This window comes from Thermomonospora cellulosilytica (assembly GCF_014138835.1).
In the GTDB taxonomy this organism is placed as follows: domain Bacteria; phylum Actinomycetota; class Actinomycetes; order Streptosporangiales; family Streptosporangiaceae; genus Thermomonospora; species Thermomonospora amylolytica.
The window spans coordinates 4827198-4844223 of the sequence record NZ_JACJII010000001.1 but is presented as its reverse complement, the minus strand read 5'-3'; the positions used below and the strand labels follow the sequence as shown (position 1 = coordinate 4844223).

The following is a 17026-nucleotide window of genomic DNA, read 5'->3' as shown; positions in this document are numbered from 1 at the left end:
AGCAGGCGGTTTCAGGGCGGTGGGAACAACTTCGGCGGTCGGAGGCGTTCCGACTAGTGCGCACAGCCGCACAATCCACCACCCATGAACGCATCCACCGCAGGTGAGGCATGCGTCGATCGCTTACGTCACAGAGAAGGGAGGGGGGTGTCCCCATGCCGCGTACCGCCGTGTCGACCCCGACCAGGGAGACGACGCCCGGACCGCTCGAGGACCTCCTGGAGCGCGGTCGGGCACGGGGCCACCTCTCTCTCAGCGAGGTCCGCGAGGCCTTCGATGCCGCCGGGATCAGCCCGGCGCAGGGCCGTTCGCTGCTGCGGCAGATCTCCGAGGCCGGCGTGAGCCTGGCCACCGAGGACGAGACACCCGCCCCCGCCCGCCGTCGCGCCGCCAAGGCCGCCGGGACCGCCGGCGCCTCCGGCCGCACCCGCAGGACCGCCGCCAAGGCGGCCCCCCAGACCGGTCCGAAGGCGGTGCCGGACGAGCCGGTGCTCCCCGGCGGGGACGTTCCCGTGGACGACGACGAGGCGTTCCAGATCGAGGCCGTCGAGACCGAGGCCGACGAGGTCGCCGACCTGGACGACGTCTCCAGCGCCATGGGCGACTCGGTGCACACCTACCTGAAGTCGATCGGCCGCCGCCAGCTGCTGACCGCCGAGCAGGAGGTCGAGCTGGCCAAGCGGATCGAGGCGGGCCTGTACGCCGAGTACAAGCTGGAGACCGAGACCGGCCTGTCCGCCGAGGCGCGCGAGGAGCTGGAGTGGGTGGCCGAGGACGGCCGCCGCGCCAAGGCCCACATGCTGGAGGCCAACCTGCGCCTGGTGGTGTCGGTCGCCAAGAAGTACTCCGACCGCGGCCTGTCCCTGCTGGACGTGGTGCAGGAGGGCAACCTCGGCCTGATCCGCGCGGTGGAGAAGTTCGACTACACCAAGGGCTTCAAGTTCTCCACCTACGCCATGTGGTGGATCCGGCAGGCCATCCAGCGCGGGTTCGCCGACTCGGCCCGCACCATCCGGCTGCCGGTGCACGTGCTGGAGATGCTGAGCAAGCTGAGCCGGGTCGAGCGGGACATGCACCAGCGGCTGGGCCGCGAGCCCACCCCCGAGGAGCTGGCCGTCGAGCTGGACAAGAGCCCCGAGCAGGTGCGCGAGCTGCTGCGCACCAGCCGGCAGCCGATCAGCCTGGACTCCACCATCGGCGAGGACGGCGAGACCCGGATCGGCGACCTGATCGAGGACATCGACAGCCCCGAGGCCTCGGAGATGGTCGACCGGCAGCTGATGGCCGACCAGCTGCGCCGCACGCTGTCCATCCTCTCCCCGCGGGAGGAGATGATCATGTCGATGCGGTTCGGGCTGTACGACGGCACCCCGCACACCCTGGACGAGATCGGCAAGCACCTGGGCCTGACCCGCGAGCGGATCCGCCAGCTGGAGAAGGAGTCGCTGTCCAAGCTGCGGCACCCCAGCAACGCGATGCCGCTGCTGGACTTCGCGGTCTGACCGCCCTTCCGCACGCCCCCCGGCGCACCGCCGGGGGGCGTCGCGCTCTCCGGGGTCCGGGCCCCCGGAACGACGGGGTCAGTCGCCGCGGCGGAACCGGGCGATCGCGACCGCCAGCAGGACCAGCCCGATGCCCGCCACCATGACCAGCTCCAGCCAGACCGGGACCGGCCAGCCGTTCCAGGTGATGCCCGAGTTGAACGTGCGCTCCAGCTCCGGCGGCAGCTCCAGCCGGCCGAACACCGCCTGCCGCATCGGGTCGACGGCGTAGGTCAGCGGGTTCAGCTTGATCAGCACGTTCAGCCAGGACGGCAGCCCGGTCAGCGGGTACAGCGCCCCGGACAGGAACAGCATCGGCATCATCGCCATCTGCACCACGGCGAAGAACGACTGCATGGTGGAGATCCGCGCCGCCAGCATCACCCCGAGCGCGGTCAGCGCGAACGCCCCCAGGAACAGCTCCGCCACCAGGGTCAGCATCAGCGCCGGGTGGTAGGGGACGCCGACCAGCCCGCCCAGCGCGACGATCACCAGCCCCTGCGCGGTGGCCACCGACGCCCCGCCCAGCACCTTGCCGAGCACGATCGCGCCGCGGCTGACCGGCGCCACCAGCATCTCCCGCAGGAACCCGAACTCGCGGTCCCACACGATCGAGGCGGCCGAGAACATGGCGGTGAACATCACCGTCATCGCGCACACCCCGGGATAGATGAACGTGCGCAGGTCCACCTCCCCGCCGCCGGCGGCCGTCAGGCTGGACAGGCCGGTGCCCAGCACCAGCAGCCACAGCACGGGCTGCACCAGGCCGGAGACGATCCGCATCCGGTCGGCGGCGAACCGCAGCAGCTCCCGGTGGAACACGATCTTGACGGCGCGCAGGTCGTGCCGGACGCTGCGTTCGGGCACCCGGACCCGCACGATCTCCGCGGAGGTCCGCGTGGACGTCGTCATCATCGCCTCACCGGTTCCGCACGGCCAGCCGCATCCAGTCCCGGGACGAGCCCTCGGCGTCCCGGATGGTGGTGCCGGTGTAGGCCATGAAAACGTCGTCCAAAGAGGGCCGGGCCAGGTTGACCGACCGGATCGGCAGTCCCAGCTCGGTGAACAGCCGCGGCACGAACTCCTCCCCCCGCGCGACCGCGAAGGTGACCGCCCCGTCGCGCACCTCGGCGTCGATGCCGAATCCGTCCTTGAGCGCGCGGATCGCCGCCCGGTCGGTCTCCTCGCCGCCGGTCTGCAGGCGCACCCGGTCCTTGCCGACCCCGGCCTTGAGCGCCTCGGGGGTGTCCAGCGCCACGATCCGGCCGTTGTCCATGATCGCGATGCGGTCGCAGTACTCGGCCTCCTCCATGTAGTGGGTGGTCAGGAAGATCGTGATCTGCTCGGCCCGCTGCAGCCGCCGGATGTAGTCCCAGATCGACGCCCGGGTCTGCGGGTCCAGGCCGATGGTCGGCTCGTCCAGGAACAGCACCCGCGGCGAGTGCAGCAGTCCCCGTGCGATCTCCAGCCGCCGCCGCATGCCGCCCGAGTACGTCCGGACCTTGTCGCGCCGCCGCTCCCACAGGCCCACCATCTCCAGCACCTGCCGGATCCGGTCGGCCACCACCGAGCGGGAGATCCCGTACAGCTCGGCGTGGAACCGCAGGTTCTGCTCCCCGCTCAGGTACGCGTCCAGGGTGGGGTCCTGGAACACCAGCCCGATGTTGCGCCGCACGTCGTCGCGCTCGCCGACCACGTCGTGCCCGGCGACCCGCGCGGTGCCGGCGGTGGGCCGCAGCAGGGTGGCCAGCATGTTGATCGTGGTGGACTTGCCCGCCCCGTTCGGCCCCAGGAACCCGAACACCTCGCCGGGCGCGACCGTGAAGTCGATGCCCCGGACCGCCGTGACCTCACCGAACCGCTTGACCAGACCCGCCACCGCGATCGCGGGCTCCGACATCACGCCCCCTCGGGATCGACTCGATGCTCTGGAGCCTAGCCGGGCGCGGGCGGATCAGTCTTTGGGCGTGAAGACCATGAAATGCGCCCCGCACGGATCCGCCATCAGCGCGAACCGCCCCGGCGGGATGTCGGTCGGCGGGACGCGCACCGACCCGCCCAGCGCCCTGCCCTTGTCGGCGGTGGCGTCGCAGTTGTCCACCGCGAAGTACGGGATCCAGTACGGCGTCGCGTCATCGGGCCAGCGGTGGTCCATCCGCACCATCCCCGCCACCGACCGGCCCTCCAGCAGCCACTCGGTGTAGGAGAACCCGCCCTCCTGCTCCTCGGTGAACTCCCAGCCGAACACCGTCCGGTAGAACGTACGGGCCGTCTCCACGTCCCGGCAGGCCAGCTCCGTCCACAGCAGCGTGCCGGGCTCGTCGACCCGCCGGGCGCCGGCGAACGCCGCCGGCTCCCACACCCCGAACCCCGCGCCCAGCGCGTCGGTGAAGACCGCCATGCGTCCCAGGTCCATCACGTCCATCGGCGGAACCCGCACCCGCCCGCCGGCCGCCCGCACCAGCTCGGCGGTCGCCCCGGCGTCGGCGACGCTGAAATAGCAGATCCAGTCGGACGGCTGGGCCGGATCGGCGGCCTTCAGCAGCCCGGCCACCTCGGTGCCCGGAGTCCCGCCGAGAGTGAACGTGGTGTAGCCGCCGTACTGCGGTCCCGGTGAGGCGCAGTCCCAGCCGAACAGCCCGCCGTAGAAGACCTCGGCCGCCTCGACGTCGGGACTGGCCAGCTCCACCCAGCAGGGCTCTCCGGGGGCGTAGGACGTCTTCTCGGCCATCAGCAGCCTCCCTGATGTCGAGGGGTCTGCCGTTCAGGCTATGCGGGGTCCCGGTAAACGCTCACGCCGCGGGCGGCATCGGCATTGCCAAGCGCCGCGGTCAGCCCGCCGCGACCGGGCGGCTCCCGGCGTCCCGCGCCCCGGCGCGGGCCTGGTCGAAGCGCCGCAGGACCAGCCGGGCGACCGCGTCGTGCGCCCCCAGCGGAGCGCTGACCACGTCCGCGCCCGCCCCGGTGATCCGGTCGTGGAAGAACCCGGGCGCCAGCAGGTACGAGGCCACCGCCACGCGCCGCGCCCCGCGCGCCCGCAGCCCGGCGACCACGTCGGGCAGGGCGGGCCCGCCCGCGGCCACGAAGCCGTGCGCCACCGGGCGCCCCAGCCGCCGGGTCAGCAGCCGCGCCGCCGCCCGCACGTCGGCCAGCCCGGCCGGGTCCGAGGACCCGGCCGCGCCCAGCACCACCGCGTCCACCCCGTCCGGGCCGCCCGCCGCGACGCCCTCGGCGCGGCAGGCGGCCGCCAGCCGGTCGGCCAGCGCCTCCCCGAGAAGGGCGTCCGGCCCCAGCGGGCGGGCGAGCGCGACGGGACGCGGCCCCGCGGCCTCGCAGGCCCGCCCCGGGATGTCGATCAGCGCGTGGTAGCCGCGGGCCAGCAGCAGCGGCACCGCCACCACCGGGCCGCGGGCGGCGCGGACCGCCTCCTCCAGGGAGGGCTCGGCGAGCTCGGCGTACGCCTCGGCGACCGGCAGCCGGGGCCGCAGCGCCCGGACCCGGTCCAGCAGCGCCCGCACGGTGGCGGGGCCGGCCGGATCGCGGGTGCCGTGCGCCACCGCGACCAGCGTGGGAACGCTCACCGCGGCACCTCCACCCGCACCGGGTCGCACGCCAGCCGGTAGCCACGCTTGACCACGGTCTCCACGATCCCGGACCGGCCCAGGCCGCGCCGCAGCCGCGCCACCGCCATCTCCACCGCGTGCTCGTCGGCCTGCGGGCGGCCGTCGCGGGCGAACGCGGTCCCGTTGCCGCCCCCCAGCATCCGGCTGGGCAGCACCGTGCACAGCTCGGCCCGGGACACCACGTGGCCGGGACGGCGGGCCAGCGCCCGCAGGATCGCCATCGGCGCCGGGGCGATCGGGCGGAGCTGGCCGTCCAGCACCACCGCGTGACCGCGCAGCTCCAGCGCATGGCCCCGCACGTTGATCAGCCGGGCCCGGCGGCGCGGCAGGTCGGAGACGATCGCGCGGACCAGCGCCCCGATCCGGGCCCGTTCGGGCTGCACGGTCGGCACCCCGCGGGCGGTCAGCGGCTCGGCCGTCACCGGTCCCACGCAGGCGGCGACCGCATGGGTGCGCAGCGCCTCCAGCAGCGCCTCCTCCAGGCCGTCCTCGGCCGCCACCGCCAGCGTCGCGGTGACCGCCGGGGCGCTGGTGAAGGCGATCGCGTCGACCGTGCCGGCCACCGCCTGGCCCACCAGCCGGCGCAGCGGCGTGGAGTCGTCGGTGCGCGACCAGCGGTACACCGGCACCTCGATCACCTCGGCCCCGGCCCCGCGCAGCGCCGCGGTGAAGTCCGGCAGCGGCTGCCCGTACAGCTGGACGGCGATCCGGGTGCCGGCCAGGTCCCGGGTGAGCAGGTGCCGCAGCACCTCCTCGCAGCTCTCGGACTCCGGCGACCACCGCTCGGTCAGCCCGGCCGAGCGGATCGCGCCGCGCGCCTTGGGGCCGCGCGCCAGGATCGGCACCTTGTGCAGGCACTCGATCAGGTCGTCGCGCATCCCCCAGCCGTCCGCCGTCTCCAGCCACGCCCGGAAGCCGATGCCGGTGGTGACCACCACGTAGTCCAGCCGCTCGCCGATGCAGGTCGTGGTGGCCTGCAGCAGTTCGGCGTCGTCGGACAGCGGCACCAGCCGGATGGCGGGGGCGTGCACCACCCGCGCCCCGCGCCGCTCCAGCAGCGCCGCCAGCTCCTCGTGCCGGCGGGCCGCGGTCACCCCGACGGCGAACCCGGCCAGCGGCTCGCTGTCAGTGTTCATGGCCGCCGCAGCCCGCTCCCCCAGGTCGGTCGGAACGTTCACGCAAGCGCCACCTCCACCCGGTCCCCCGGTGTTCGGCGGATCCGGAACGTGGGCAGGGCGACCTCGGCGTCGTCCAGGCACCGCCCGGTGGCCAGGTCGAACACCTGCTTGTACATCGGGGACGCCACGGTCGGGGTGCCGCCGCGGGTGCCCAGGATGCCCCGGGCCATCACGTACGCGCCGCTGAACGGGTCGAAGTTGGACAGCGCGTACAGGTCGCCGTCGAACGTCCGGAAGATCGCCACCTGGACGCCCTCGACCAGCGCGGCGGCGCCCCGCTCGGGCAGCAGGTCGTCGTAGGCGCACACGTCGTGCCAGCGGGTCGCCGTCCGCTGCGGGACGGCGGCGACGGGCTGCATCTGCACGTCTGCGGTCATCGGCTCAGCACCTCCAGCTCGGGTCCGGCCACCAGTACCGGCTTGATCTGGTCGCGTTCGGGTTCGAAGACGATGCTGGGATCGGGCACGTCGGGGGCGTTGACGAAGGACACGAAGCGGCGCAGCTTGTCGGGGTCCTCGAGGGTGTCGCGCCACTCGTCGGAGTAGGAGTCCACGTGCCGGTCCATCGCCGCGTCCAGTTCGGCGCAGATCCCCAGCCGGTCCTCGATGATCACTTCGCGCAGGTAGTCGATGCCGCCGTCCAGGCTCTCCAGCCAGCTCGCGGTGCGCTGCAGCCGGTCGGCGGTGCGGATGTAGAACATCAGGAACCGGTCGATGTAACGGATCAGGGTCTCGTCGTCCAGGTCGGAGGCGAACAGGTCGGCGTGCCGGGGACGCATGCCGCCGTTGCCGGCCAGGTAGAGGTTCCAGCCCTTCTCGGTGGCGATGACCCCGAAGTCCTTGCTCTGCGCCTCGGCGCACTCGCGGGCGCAGCCGGACACCGCCGACTTGAGCTTGTGCGGGGCGCGCAGGCCGCGGTAGCGCAGCTCCAGCCGGATCGCCATGCCGACCGAGTCCTGCACCCCGTACCGGCACCAGGTGGAGCCGACGCAGGACTTCACCGTGCGCAGCGCCTTGCCGTAGGCGTGGCCGGACTCGAACCCGGCGTCCACCAGCCGCTTCCAGATCAGCGGGAGCTGGTCGACCCGGGCCCCGAACAGGTCGATCCGCTGCCCGCCGGTGATCTTGGTGTAGAGGCCGAAGTCGCGGGCCACCTCGCCGATCACGATCAGCTTGTCGGGGGTGATCTCCCCGCCGGGGATCCGCGGCACCACCGAGTAGGTGCCGTTCTTCTGCATGTTGGCCAGGAAGTGGTCGTTGGTGTCCTGCAGCGCGGCCTGCTCGCCGTCCAGGATGTGCCCGTTGCCCAGGCTGGCCAGGATGGAGGCGACCGCCGGCTTGCAGATGTCGCAGCCGCGGCCGCGCCCGTGCTCGGCGATCAGCTGGGTGAACGTGGTGATCTGGCGGGCCCGCACGATGTCGAACAGCTCGGCGCGGCTGTAGTCGAAGTGCTCGCAGATGGCCTTGCTGACCTCGATGCCGGCCGCGACGAGCTCGGCGTCCAGCAGCTTCTTGACCAGCGGGACGCAGCTTCCGCAGGAGGTGCCGGCCCGGGTGCAGCCCTTGACCCCGCCCATCTCGGTGAGGCCCTCGTCGCGGATCGCGCACCGGATGGTCTCGGCGGTGACGTTGTTGCAGCTGCAGATCACGGTCGCGCCGGGCAGGTCGCCGCCGGCCGGCTCGGTGCCGCCGAACAGCGTCTGCTCGGGGCTGCCCGGCAGCGTGGCGCCGACGTAGGCGCGCAGCGTCGGGTAGGCGGAGGCGTCGCCCACCAGCACGCCGCCCAGCAGTGTCTGGGCGTCGTCGCTGACGATGAGCTTCTTGTAGACCCCGCCGACCGGGTCGGTGTAGGTGACGCCGAGCGTGCCCTCGGCCTGGTCGGCGAACGGGTCGCCGAAGCTGGCCACGTCCACGCCCATCAGCTTCAGCTTGGTGGAGGTGTCGGCGCCCTCGAAGCGGGCCTGCCCGGCGCCGCCGGTCACCTCGGCGACCAGCTGGTCGGCGACCACCTCGGCCATCGAGAAGCAGGGCCCGACCAGCCCGTACACCTGGCCGCCGATCAGGGCGCACTCGCCGATCGCGTACACCGCCGGGTCCTCGGTGCGGCAGGTGGCGTCCACCACGATGCCGCCGCGCTCGCCGACCGGCAGCCCGCAGCCGCGGGCGAGCTCGTCGCGGGGCCGGATGCCCGCGGAGAACACCACCACCTGCGCGTCGATGGCCGAGCCGTCGCTGAGGGCCACCCGGGCGACCGTGCCGTCCTCGCCGGCCTCCAGGCCCGCCATGGGCGTCCCGGCGTGCACCGTGAGCCCGAGCGCCTCGATGTGGCGGCGCAGCATCGACCCGCCGCCCTCGTCGAGCTGGCGCGGCATCAGCCAGGGCGCCACCTCGACCACGTGGGTGTCGATGCCCAGGTCCTGCATGGCGCGGGCGGCCTCCAGACCCAGCAGCCCGCCGCCGACGACCACGCCGCCGGCGCCCGGCCGGGCGGCGCAGTGGTCGCGCAGCGCGTCCAGGTCGTCGATGGTGCGGTAGACGAACACCCCGGGCAGGTCGCGGCCCGGGACCGGGGGCACGAACGGGGACGAGCCGGTGGCCAGCACCAGCGCGTCGTAGCCGAACTCGCGTCCCGAGGCGGTGGTGACCGTGCGCGCCGCCCGGTCGATCCCGGTCACCGGGTCGCCGGTGTGCAGCGCGACCTCGGGTCCGTGCGCCGGGAAGGCCAGATCGGCGCCCTCGGTGAGATGGGAGGTCAGCGCCACCCGGTCGTAGGCGGGGCGGGTCTCCTCCCCGATGACGGTGATCTGCCATGCGCCCGCGGCGTCCCGCTCGCGCAGCGCTTCGACCAGGCGATGTCCGGCCGGGCCATGACCGACCACGACCAGCCTTTTCTGGGTTTCCCCTCCGACGTCCATGGGGCGATACTCAGCAGGAGGCGTTTCGCGACTGGGTCCCCTTTGTCACCGGCGTGTTAAAAGCCGCTCACCTCGAGATGCATTCGTGGTCATCCCGTGACCTCCCACAAAGGCGAAACCCGCCGCGGACGGCGGGTTTCGGTTTCGTCGTTCGGTTTGGGCGGGACCGCCGGAGCGGGCCGCAGCACGGTGTCACGGGTCAGCCGGTGGGCGCGGACTCCTGCTCGTCCAGCCAGGCCACGATGCCCTCCACCGCGTCCCGGCAGCTGCCGCACCCGGTGCTGGCCCGGGTCTGCCGGGCGACGTCGTCGGCGGTCCGGGCGCCCCGTTCCCAGCAGGCGCGGATCTGGCCCTTGGAGACGTTGTTGCAATGGCACACCGTCGCCGCGTCCGGCATCCGCACCGGCGAATCGCTCACCGCGGCGCCGTTGATGCCGGGGAACAGCAGGCTGAGCCGGTCCGACGGCAGCGGCGACTCCCGGTCGTACAGCTGGGTGAGGGTCCCGGCGGTGCTGGTCTCCCCCAGCAGGATCGCGCCGATCAGCCGGTCGTCCTTGATCACGACCTTCTTGTAGGTGCCGCGGGCGGGGTCGGCGAACTGCACCACCTCCACCTCGGGGTCGTCGTCGGTGTGGTGGGTCTCCCCCATCGCCGCCAGGTCCACGCTGGCCGCCTTGAGCCGGGTGATCTGCCGCGCCCCGGTGAACCGGGCGGCGGCGTCGGTGCCGGCCAGCAGGTCGGCCAGGATCGTGGCCTGCTCCCACGCCGGCGCCACCAGCCCGTACACCATGCCGCCGTACTGCGAGCACTCCCCGATCGCGCGGACCGACGGGTCGGTGACCGACCGCAGCATCTCGTCCACCACGATGCCGCGGTCCACCTCCAGGCCCGCCTCGCGGGCCAGCCGCACGTCCGGCCGCACCCCGCAGGCCATGATCACCAGATCGCCGGGCAGGAACTCCCCGTCGGCCAGCTCCACCCCGACGGCCCGGCGCTCCCCGTCCGGTCCGGTCCCGGTGCGCAGCGCGGACACGTTGGCCTCGACCCTGGTGCGGATCCCCAGCCTGGCCAGGGTCCGTGCCAGCACCCGGCCGGCGCCCTGGTCGAGCTGGCGTTCCATCAGGTGCCCGGCCAGGTGCAGCACCGTCACGTCCAGGCCGCGGCCGGCCAGCCCGCGGGCGGCCTCGATGCCCAGCAGCCCGCCGCCGACCACCACCGCGCGCTCGGCCCGGTCGGCCAGTTCCAGGATGCGGTGGCAGTCCTCCAGCGTCCGGAACGCCAGCGCCCCGGCCGGCAGGCCGCCCTCGGTGCCCGGGATCGGCGGCACGAGCGCCACACTGCCGGTCGCGACGACCAGGGTGCCGTACTCGGTCACGCTGCCGTCGGCGGCGTACACCAGCCGCTGGTCACGGTCGATCTTGACGACCTCGACGCCCAGCCGGGCGTCCACGTCGTGCCGGTCGTACCAGGCGGGGTCCACCAGGCCGATCTGGTCCGGCCTGGCCGCCCCGGCCAGCACGTTCGACAGCAGCACCCGGTTGTAGGGCTGCTGCGGCTCGGCGCCGAACACGGTCAGCGGCACGGCGCGGTCGCGGGCGCGCATCTCGGTGACGAACCGCGACCCCGCCATGCCGTTGCCGACGACGACGATCCGATCGCTCCCCGATTTCACTGATCGGCTCCGTTCTGCTCGATGGGCTCGATCCGCACGGCGCACACCTTGAACTCGGGCATCCGTGACAGGGGGTCGAGCGCGGGATTGGTCAGCAGGTTGGCGCGGCCCTCCCCGGCCCAGTGGAAGGGGATGAACACGGTGTCGTGCCGGATGGTGTCCACCAGCCGCGCCCGGACGGCGACGGTGCCGCGCCGGCTGGTCACCCGCACCATGGCGCCCTCGGCCACGCCGTGCCGCTCGGCCAGGTCGGGATGCAGCTCGACGAACGGCTCGGGCGCGGCCTCCACCAGCGGCGCCACCCGGCGGGTCTGCGCGCCGCTCTGGTACTGCGCCAGCACCCGGCCGGTCGTCAGATGGATCGGGTAGTCCCGGTCGGTGCGCTCGGCCGCGCCGCCGTGCTCGACCGGGGTGAACCGCGCCCGCCCGTCCGGTGTGGCGAAGCGGTCCAGGAAGGGCCGGGGCGTGCCCGGATGGTCCTCCGACGGGCACGGCCAGAAGACGCCGCCCTCCCTCTCGATGCGTTCGTAGGTGATGCCCGAGTAGTCGGCCAGGCCGCCGGCGCTGGCGGCCCGCAGCTCGTCGAACACCTCGGCCGGGTCGGTGCTCCAGGTGCCGGGGGCGTCCAGCCGCTCGGCCAGCCCGGCGAGGATCTCCAGGTCGGACCGGACCCCGGCGGGCGGGTCGACCGCCCGGCGGCGGCGCAGCACCCGGCCCTCCAGGTTGGTCATCGTCCCGGACTCCTCGGCCCACTGCGTCGTGGGCAGCACCACGTCGGCGCGCAGCGCGGTCTCCGACAGCACGAAGTCCGACACCGCCAGGAAGTCCAGCGCGTTGAGACGGTCCTCGATCCGGTTGGACCGCGGGGCCGACACCACCGGGTTGGAGCCGAACAGCAGCAGCGCCTTCGGCCCGTCGTCGGTGCCGAGCGCGTCCAGCAGCTCGTAGGCCGACCGGCCCGGCCCGGGGATGATGCCGGGGTCCACCCCCCACACGGCGGCGACGTGGGCGCGCGCCGCCGGGTCGTCGATCTTGCGGTAGCCGGGGAGCTGGTCGGCCTTCTGGCCGTGCTCGCGGCCGCCCTGCCCGTTGCCCTGCCCGGTCAGGCAGCCGTACCCGGAGCCCTCCCGGCCGGGCAGCCCCAGCGCCAGCGCCAGGTTGATGAACGCGGTGACGGTGTCGGTGCCGCGGGCGTGCTGCTCGGCGCCCCGGGCGGTCAGGATCAGTGACCTGCGCCCGCGCGCCAGCAGCCGCACCGCCTCGCGCATCTGCGGCACCGGCACCCCGGTGATCCGCTCGACCCGGTCCGGCCAGTAGGCGTTCACCGACAGCCGCACCTGCTCGAACCCGCCGGTGCGCGCGTCGATGTACTCCTCGTCGATCAGCCCTTCCTGGATCGCCAGGTGCAGCATCCCGTTGGCCAGCGCCAGGTCGGTGCCGGGGGTCGGCTGCAGGTGCAGGTCGGCCTGCCGGGCGGTGGCGGTGCGGCGCGGGTCGATGACGATCAGCGCCCCGCCGCGCTCGCGCATCTCGGTCAGGTGCCGCATGAACGGCGGCATGGTCTCGGCGACGTTCCCGCCCGCCACCATGATCGCGTCCGCCCGCGCCAGGTCGGTGATCGGCACCGGCAGCCCGCGGTCCAGCCCGAACGCCCGGTTCAGCGCGGCGGCGGCCGAGGACATGCAGAACCGGCCGTTGTAGTCGATCTGCGAGGTGCGCAACGCGATCCGGGCGAACTTGCCGAGCTGGTAGGCCTTCTCGTTGGTGAGCCCGCCGCCGCCGAACACCCCGATCGCGTCCCGGCCGTGCCGTTCCTGCAGCCGGGCGATCTCGGCGGCGATCCGGTCCAGCGCCTCGTCCCAGGTGCACGGTTCCAGCGGCGCGTCCAGGTGCGCGCGCATCAGCGGCGTGGTCAGCCGGTCGGGCACGGTCAGCAGCTCGGCGGCCGTCCAGCCCTTCTGGCACAGCCCGCCGCGGTTGGCCGGAACGTCCTCGCGGGGCGTCACCCGCACCGGGGCGCCGCCCACCGTCATGCCGCACTGCAGCGCGCAGTACGGGCAGTGGGTGGGGGTGTCGCCCACCACGGCCGGAGCGCCCGGCGCGCTGGTCTGTTCACTCACCGCCATGGCCCCGATCGTGTGCGTGGGGCGTTTCGCGGGCGGGTCCCGGCTGTGTCCCGGATGTTAAAAGCGCTTCACCGAGTCGCGTTCGGCGAGGTCAGAGCCCGGCGTGGCACGGTCCAGCCAGATGCCCCGCACCGGCCCGCGAACGCCCCGGGGCACGACCGCGTCTTCGCTGTTCTCACCGCCGGTCACGGCCGTATTCGGCGCCCGGCGCCGCCGCCTCGAACGGATCGACGGCCCCTCCCGGCACCGGGCCAGATTGCGGACGGACGCCCCGGAGGGGGCCTTCGCGCACGCCTTAGCCTCGTCTGCATGCCCGACACCGCCTACTACGCCTCCCTGCCCCGCACCCGGGGCGCCGCCGCCGCCCTGCTGCTGGACGATCTCGGCCGGGTGCTGCTGGTCAAGCCCACCTACAAGGAGGGCTGGTTCCTGCCGGGCGGAGTGATCGAGGAGGGCGAGTCCCCGCTGGCCGCCTGCATCCGCGAATGCGAGGAGGAGCTCGGCTTCGTCCCCCGGCTCGACGGGCTGGCCTGCGTGGACTGGGGGCCGCCCCGTGAGGGCGTGGACGCGGTCAACGTGTTCGTGTTCGGCGGCGGCATCACCGCCGAGGAGGTCGGCGGCATCCGGCTGCCCGCCGACGAGCTGTCCGACCACGTGCTGGTCGCCCCGGACAAGGTCGCCGAGCTGGCCGCCCCGCACATCGCCCGGCGGATGGCGCCCAGCCTGCGCGGTCTCGCCGAGGGCCGCACGGTCTACCTGGAGGACGGGTACGAGCCTGCCTTCGGCCCGGCCCGGTCACCTGGCGGGGGGCGGTAGAGGCCCGCCCCCGGCGGGTAGGTGGCACCGCGTACGGCCGGCGAACCGGGGGGAGATACCGCCATGGCCACATGCGAGGTCTGCGGAAACGACTACGAGCTGTCCTTCGAGATCCACGCGCAGGGCGCGGTGCACACGTTCGACTCGTTCGAATGCGCCATCACCAAGATGGCCCCGATCTGCGAGCACTGTTCCTGCCGGATCCTCGGCCACGGCGTGGAGGTCGACCGCCACTGGTACTGCTGCGCCCACTGCGCCCGCGCCGAGCACCCGCAGCAGGCCGATCTGGTCGCCGACCACGTCTGACGGCGCCGACGACGAGCGGCGCCGGCGGGCCCGCCCGCCGGCGCCGCTTCGGCACGCCCTCCGTCACACCCCGGCCTGCGCCAGGCTCATCCGGGTCTCCCCGATGCGCACCTTCCGCAGGTAGACCGCCCAGGTGAGGGTCATGCACAGGGCGTAGAAGACGGTCAGCCCCACCAGCGCCGGGCCGATCCCGCCGGTCTGCTCCAGCGAGATCCGGAACGCCTGCTGGACCAGCACGCCGCCGAACGCGCCCACCGCCGAGGTGATCCCGATCGCCGCCGCCGCGTTGCGCCGCGCCCTGGTCAGCGCCCGCTCCACGGCCGGCCCGTCCGCCGGGTCGACCCCCTCCATCGCCTTGGCCCTGAAGATCGCCGGGATCATCTTGTAGGTCGAGCCGTTGCCGATGCCGGTGGTGATGAACACGAACAGGAACGCCGCCAGGAACACCGGCCAGCTGCCGGCCCGCACCGCCATCGCCACCGCCCCGATGCCCAGCGCCATCAGCAGGAAGTCCACCGCGGTGACCCTGGCGCCGCCGAACCGGTCGGCCAGCCAGCCGCCCAGCGGGCGGGCCAGCGACCCGGCGAACGCGCCCAGCCAGATGTAGTCGGCGCCCTTGATGTCGGGGAACTGCGACTTGATCAGCACCCCGAAGGAGAACGAGTAGCCGATGAACGACCCGAACGTGCCGATGTACAGCACCGACATGATGACCGTCTGCGGCTTGCGGGCGATGGCGCCCATCTCGCGGACGGTGTAGGCCGAGGTCGCCTTGCGCAGGTTGTTCATGAACAAGTACGCGCCCGTGGCGGCCAGCAGGACCAGCGGCATCCACACCCAGCCGACCGCGACCAGCCCGAACGCCACGATCAGCGGCGGCATCGCCAGCTGGGTGACGCTGGTGCCCAGGTTCCCGCCGGCGGCGTTCAGGCCCAGCGGCAGGCCCTGCTTGCCGGTCGGGTAGAAGTGCGTGATGTTGGCCATCGAGGAGGCGAAGTTGCCGCCGCCCAGACCGGTGGTCGCCGCGATGACCAGCAGCACCCAGAACGGGATGTCGGGGTTCTCGATCGCGTACACGAACAGCCCGCACGGGATCAGCAGCAGCAGCGCGCTGACGATCGTCCAGTTGCGGCCGCCGAACCGGGCCGGCGCGAAGGTGTACGGGATGCGCATCGCCGCGCCGACCAGGTTGGGCAGCGTGGTCAGCCACAGGGTCTGCCCGACCGACAGCTGCATCCCCACCGAGCTCAGGTTGAGGACGGCGATGCTCCACAGCAGCCAGACGCAGAACCCGAGGTGCTCGGTCAGGATCGACCAGGCCAGGTTGCGGGCGGCGACCCGGCGACCGATCCGTGCCCAGAACTGCTCGTCGTCCGGTTCCCAGTGGTCGATCCAGCGGCCGCCTTTCGGGACCGCGGCGGCCGTGCGGGCCTCCTCGGGCCCGGTCAGAACCGTCATTGCGCTGCCTCCAGATGTCGAGTGGACACCTGGACGCTAGGAACGGCGGGTTACACGGGACGCCCGTCGGTGTACCCGCAGTGATACATCCTCCGCACAGACGCAACCCCCCGGTGTGAAACCGACGCCGGATCGTCACCTGGCCCGAACGAAACGCCTCGTCCGCCGGGTCTCATCGACGTCGGGCCAGCGCGGTGAGCGTCCCGACGAGCGCAGCACCGACTCCCACGGGTCGCCCCCGGTGAGCGGCAGGTGCGGCACCCCCCAGTGCCAGGCGGGCACCAGGACCTCCGGGTCGCGCGGCCGGTAGTCCAGGCCGATGGCCCTGGCCAGGTCCCACGCGTGCAGGTGCCACTCCACGCAGGCCGCGCCCGCGTGGTCGCCCACGGTGTACTTGGTGCCCCGGTAGATCAGGTGGGTGCGGTCCCAGGCGTCCGGCATCAGGTCGGCGTACGCCCCGGCCGACACGGTGAACGACATGATCCGTTCCGGGCCGGACTCGGCCGGCAGCACCGCCAGCTCGGCGGCGTTCTGCCGGGCCTGCTGGCGGATCAGCACCGCCGACGGCGCGTTCTGCGCGAACAGCTTGGCCAGCCGGCTGTCGGGCGCGTCCTGCAGGTACTCCAGCTGGTTCTCGGCCACGCAGCGCAGGTGCCCGGCCAGGTCCAGCGCCGTCCACTCGGTACAGGGGGTCGGCACCGACCAGTCCTCGACCTGCGCGGCCAGCCCCCGGATCGCCTGGACCCCGTCCTGGTAGGACTCCAGCAGGCGATGCCTATCTGGCGGCGTGCCCTCCAATGGATCTCCCCGTCCCCCGACTGTTCACCGATGCGCCACCGCATCGTCTGGCTCGCGGCGATCCCGGCGCATCCTCGAGTGCGTAGGGTCTCAAAGTTCCGGCCCGGGTGCCACCCGCCGTGGCACCCGTTCCCCGGGCCGGTCCGCGCCGCCCGCCGTCAGGCCGCCACGCCGCGCCCGACCCGGAAGGTCAGCCGGTGCGCCTCGCGGGCGGTGCGCAGCCGGTCCACCTCGTCGGTCCACGGCCGCACACTGGTGCGGGCCTTGGCCTTGCGCCGGGCGATCTCGGCGGCGCGGCGGGCCTTGGCCGGGTCCTTGGCGTCCTGCGGGGCGTAAGTCTTGGGGCCCATCGCCACCCGCTCGGCGGCCTCGGCGGCGCGCAGCGCCTCGGTCAGCGCCCGGTCCAGCTCGACCGCCAGCGCCCGCAGTTCCTCGGTGGGCCGGGCCGCGCCCTCGGCCTGCGCCCGCCGGAACGCGTCCTCGGCCCGCACCGCGTCCGCCAGCCGGTCGCGGTAGGTGCCGGCCAGCTCCTGATCGGCGGCGTACCGCTCCATGACATCCTTGGTCATCCGGCGGCCCAGCGGCATGGCGGGG

The 17026-nt window shown here is 73.4% G+C and carries 15 protein-coding genes; 3 read left to right on the top strand and 12 right to left on the bottom strand.

Going from position 1 to position 17026, the window contains the following annotated elements:
• The first annotated feature begins 155 nt into the window (after positions 1 to 155).
• Positions 156 to 1502 carry an RNA polymerase sigma factor gene (locus HNR21_RS22635; RefSeq protein ID WP_119730444.1) on the top strand — a complete coding sequence of 449 codons (1347 nt, stop codon included), beginning with the start codon at positions 156 to 158 and terminating at the stop codon, positions 1500 to 1502.
• A 78-nt stretch (positions 1503 to 1580) separates the two neighbouring features.
• On the opposite strand, the gene HNR21_RS22630 is transcribed toward HNR21_RS22635, so the two are convergent.
• The 9 genes from HNR21_RS22630 to HNR21_RS22590 form a co-directional block, all read right to left on the bottom strand.
• Positions 1581 to 2453, bottom strand: coding sequence for an ABC transporter permease (locus tag HNR21_RS22630; protein ID WP_119732069.1), 873 nt, complete (start codon positions 2451 to 2453; stop codon positions 1581 to 1583).
• Positions 2454 to 2460: 7 nt separating this feature from the next.
• Positions 2461 to 3441: an ATP-binding cassette domain-containing protein gene (locus tag HNR21_RS22625; RefSeq protein WP_119730443.1), complete on the bottom strand. Its 981-nt coding sequence runs from the start codon at positions 3439 to 3441 to the stop codon at positions 2461 to 2463.
• A gap of 54 nt (positions 3442 to 3495) precedes the next feature.
• Entirely contained in the window at positions 3496 to 4272 is a 777-nt protein-coding gene (locus tag HNR21_RS22620) for a VOC family protein (protein ID WP_182706762.1), read from the bottom strand.
• 100 nt (positions 4273 to 4372) lie between these two features.
• Complete coding sequence (locus HNR21_RS22615; RefSeq protein WP_312881176.1) at positions 4373 to 5122, bottom strand: sirohydrochlorin chelatase; 750 nt, start codon at positions 5120 to 5122, stop codon at positions 4373 to 4375.
• Complete coding sequence (locus HNR21_RS22610; RefSeq protein ID WP_119732067.1) at positions 5119 to 6300, bottom strand: uroporphyrinogen-III synthase; 1182 nt, start codon at positions 6298 to 6300, stop codon at positions 5119 to 5121. The genes HNR21_RS22615 and HNR21_RS22610 overlap by 4 nt, the downstream gene beginning before the upstream one ends.
• A 38-nt stretch (positions 6301 to 6338) precedes the next feature.
• A complete protein-coding gene (gene nirD, locus HNR21_RS22605) occupies positions 6339 to 6719 on the bottom strand; it encodes a nitrite reductase small subunit NirD (RefSeq protein WP_119730441.1) in 381 nt (126 codons plus the stop codon).
• Positions 6716 to 9256 (bottom strand): nitrite reductase large subunit NirB, encoded by a 2541-nt coding sequence (gene nirB, locus HNR21_RS22600; protein ID WP_182706761.1) that lies wholly within the window; start codon positions 9254 to 9256, stop codon positions 6716 to 6718. Before nirB ends, nirD begins: the two co-directional genes overlap by 4 nt.
• 199 nt (positions 9257 to 9455) lie before the next feature.
• Positions 9456 to 10928: an FAD-dependent oxidoreductase gene (locus HNR21_RS22595; protein WP_312881175.1), complete on the bottom strand. Its 1473-nt coding sequence runs from the start codon at positions 10926 to 10928 to the stop codon at positions 9456 to 9458.
• A complete protein-coding gene (locus tag HNR21_RS22590) occupies positions 10925 to 13054 on the bottom strand; it encodes a molybdopterin oxidoreductase family protein (RefSeq protein WP_182706760.1) in 2130 nt (709 codons plus the stop codon). Before HNR21_RS22590 ends, HNR21_RS22595 begins: the two co-directional genes overlap by 4 nt.
• A gap of 309 nt (positions 13055 to 13363) precedes the next feature.
• On the opposite strand from HNR21_RS22590, the gene HNR21_RS22585 reads away from it, so the two are divergent.
• Positions 13364 to 13870: an NUDIX domain-containing protein gene (locus tag HNR21_RS22585; RefSeq protein ID WP_182706759.1), complete on the top strand. Its 507-nt coding sequence runs from the start codon at positions 13364 to 13366 to the stop codon at positions 13868 to 13870.
• 63 nt (positions 13871 to 13933) lie between these two features.
• Positions 13934 to 14176, top strand: coding sequence for a metallothionein (locus tag HNR21_RS22580; RefSeq protein WP_119730437.1), 243 nt, complete (start codon positions 13934 to 13936; stop codon positions 14174 to 14176).
• 63 nt (positions 14177 to 14239) lie between these two features.
• On the opposite strand, the gene HNR21_RS22575 is transcribed toward HNR21_RS22580, so the two are convergent.
• The 3 genes from HNR21_RS22575 to HNR21_RS22565 all read right to left on the bottom strand — a co-directional run bounded on the left by HNR21_RS22575 (position 14240) and on the right by HNR21_RS22565 (position 17019).
• A complete protein-coding gene (locus HNR21_RS22575; protein WP_182706758.1) occupies positions 14240 to 15634 on the bottom strand; it encodes an MFS transporter in 1395 nt (464 codons plus the stop codon).
• A 135-nt stretch (positions 15635 to 15769) separates the two neighbouring features.
• Positions 15770 to 16432: a maleylpyruvate isomerase N-terminal domain-containing protein gene (locus tag HNR21_RS22570; RefSeq protein WP_119730435.1), complete on the bottom strand. Its 663-nt coding sequence runs from the start codon at positions 16430 to 16432 to the stop codon at positions 15770 to 15772.
• Between the two features lie 158 nt (positions 16433 to 16590).
• Positions 16591 to 17019: a plectin gene (locus HNR21_RS22565; RefSeq protein ID WP_119730434.1), complete on the bottom strand. Its 429-nt coding sequence runs from the start codon at positions 17017 to 17019 to the stop codon at positions 16591 to 16593.
• Positions 17020 to 17026 lie beyond the last annotated feature (7 nt).

What these genes read in the sequence shown, in the direction of transcription:
- HNR21_RS22635 (WP_119730444.1), top strand. Translation starts at nt 156, where the DNA reads ATGCCGCGTACCGCCGTGTCGACCCCGACCAGGGAGACGACGCCCGGA.
- nirD (WP_119730441.1), bottom strand. Translation starts at nt 6,719, where the DNA reads ATGACCGCAGACGTGCAGATGCAGCCCGTCGCCGCCGTCCCGCAGCGG.
- HNR21_RS22620 (WP_182706762.1), bottom strand. Translation starts at nt 4,272, where the DNA reads ATGGCCGAGAAGACGTCCTACGCCCCCGGAGAGCCCTGCTGGGTGGAG.
- HNR21_RS22565 (WP_119730434.1), bottom strand. Translation starts at nt 17,019, where the DNA reads ATGCCGCTGGGCCGCCGGATGACCAAGGATGTCATGGAGCGGTACGCC.
- HNR21_RS22585 (WP_182706759.1), top strand. Translation starts at nt 13,364, where the DNA reads ATGCCCGACACCGCCTACTACGCCTCCCTGCCCCGCACCCGGGGCGCC.
- HNR21_RS22575 (WP_182706758.1), bottom strand. Translation starts at nt 15,634, where the DNA reads ATGACGGTTCTGACCGGGCCCGAGGAGGCCCGCACGGCCGCCGCGGTC.
- HNR21_RS22590 (WP_182706760.1), bottom strand. Translation starts at nt 13,054, where the DNA reads ATGGCGGTGAGTGAACAGACCAGCGCGCCGGGCGCTCCGGCCGTGGTG.
- nirB (WP_182706761.1), bottom strand. Translation starts at nt 9,256, where the DNA reads ATGGACGTCGGAGGGGAAACCCAGAAAAGGCTGGTCGTGGTCGGTCAT.
- HNR21_RS22610 (WP_119732067.1), bottom strand. Translation starts at nt 6,300, where the DNA reads ATGAACACTGACAGCGAGCCGCTGGCCGGGTTCGCCGTCGGGGTGACC.
- HNR21_RS22630 (WP_119732069.1), bottom strand. Translation starts at nt 2,453, where the DNA reads ATGACGACGTCCACGCGGACCTCCGCGGAGATCGTGCGGGTCCGGGTG.
- HNR21_RS22580 (WP_119730437.1), top strand. Translation starts at nt 13,934, where the DNA reads ATGGCCACATGCGAGGTCTGCGGAAACGACTACGAGCTGTCCTTCGAG.
- HNR21_RS22625 (WP_119730443.1), bottom strand. Translation starts at nt 3,441, where the DNA reads ATGTCGGAGCCCGCGATCGCGGTGGCGGGTCTGGTCAAGCGGTTCGGT.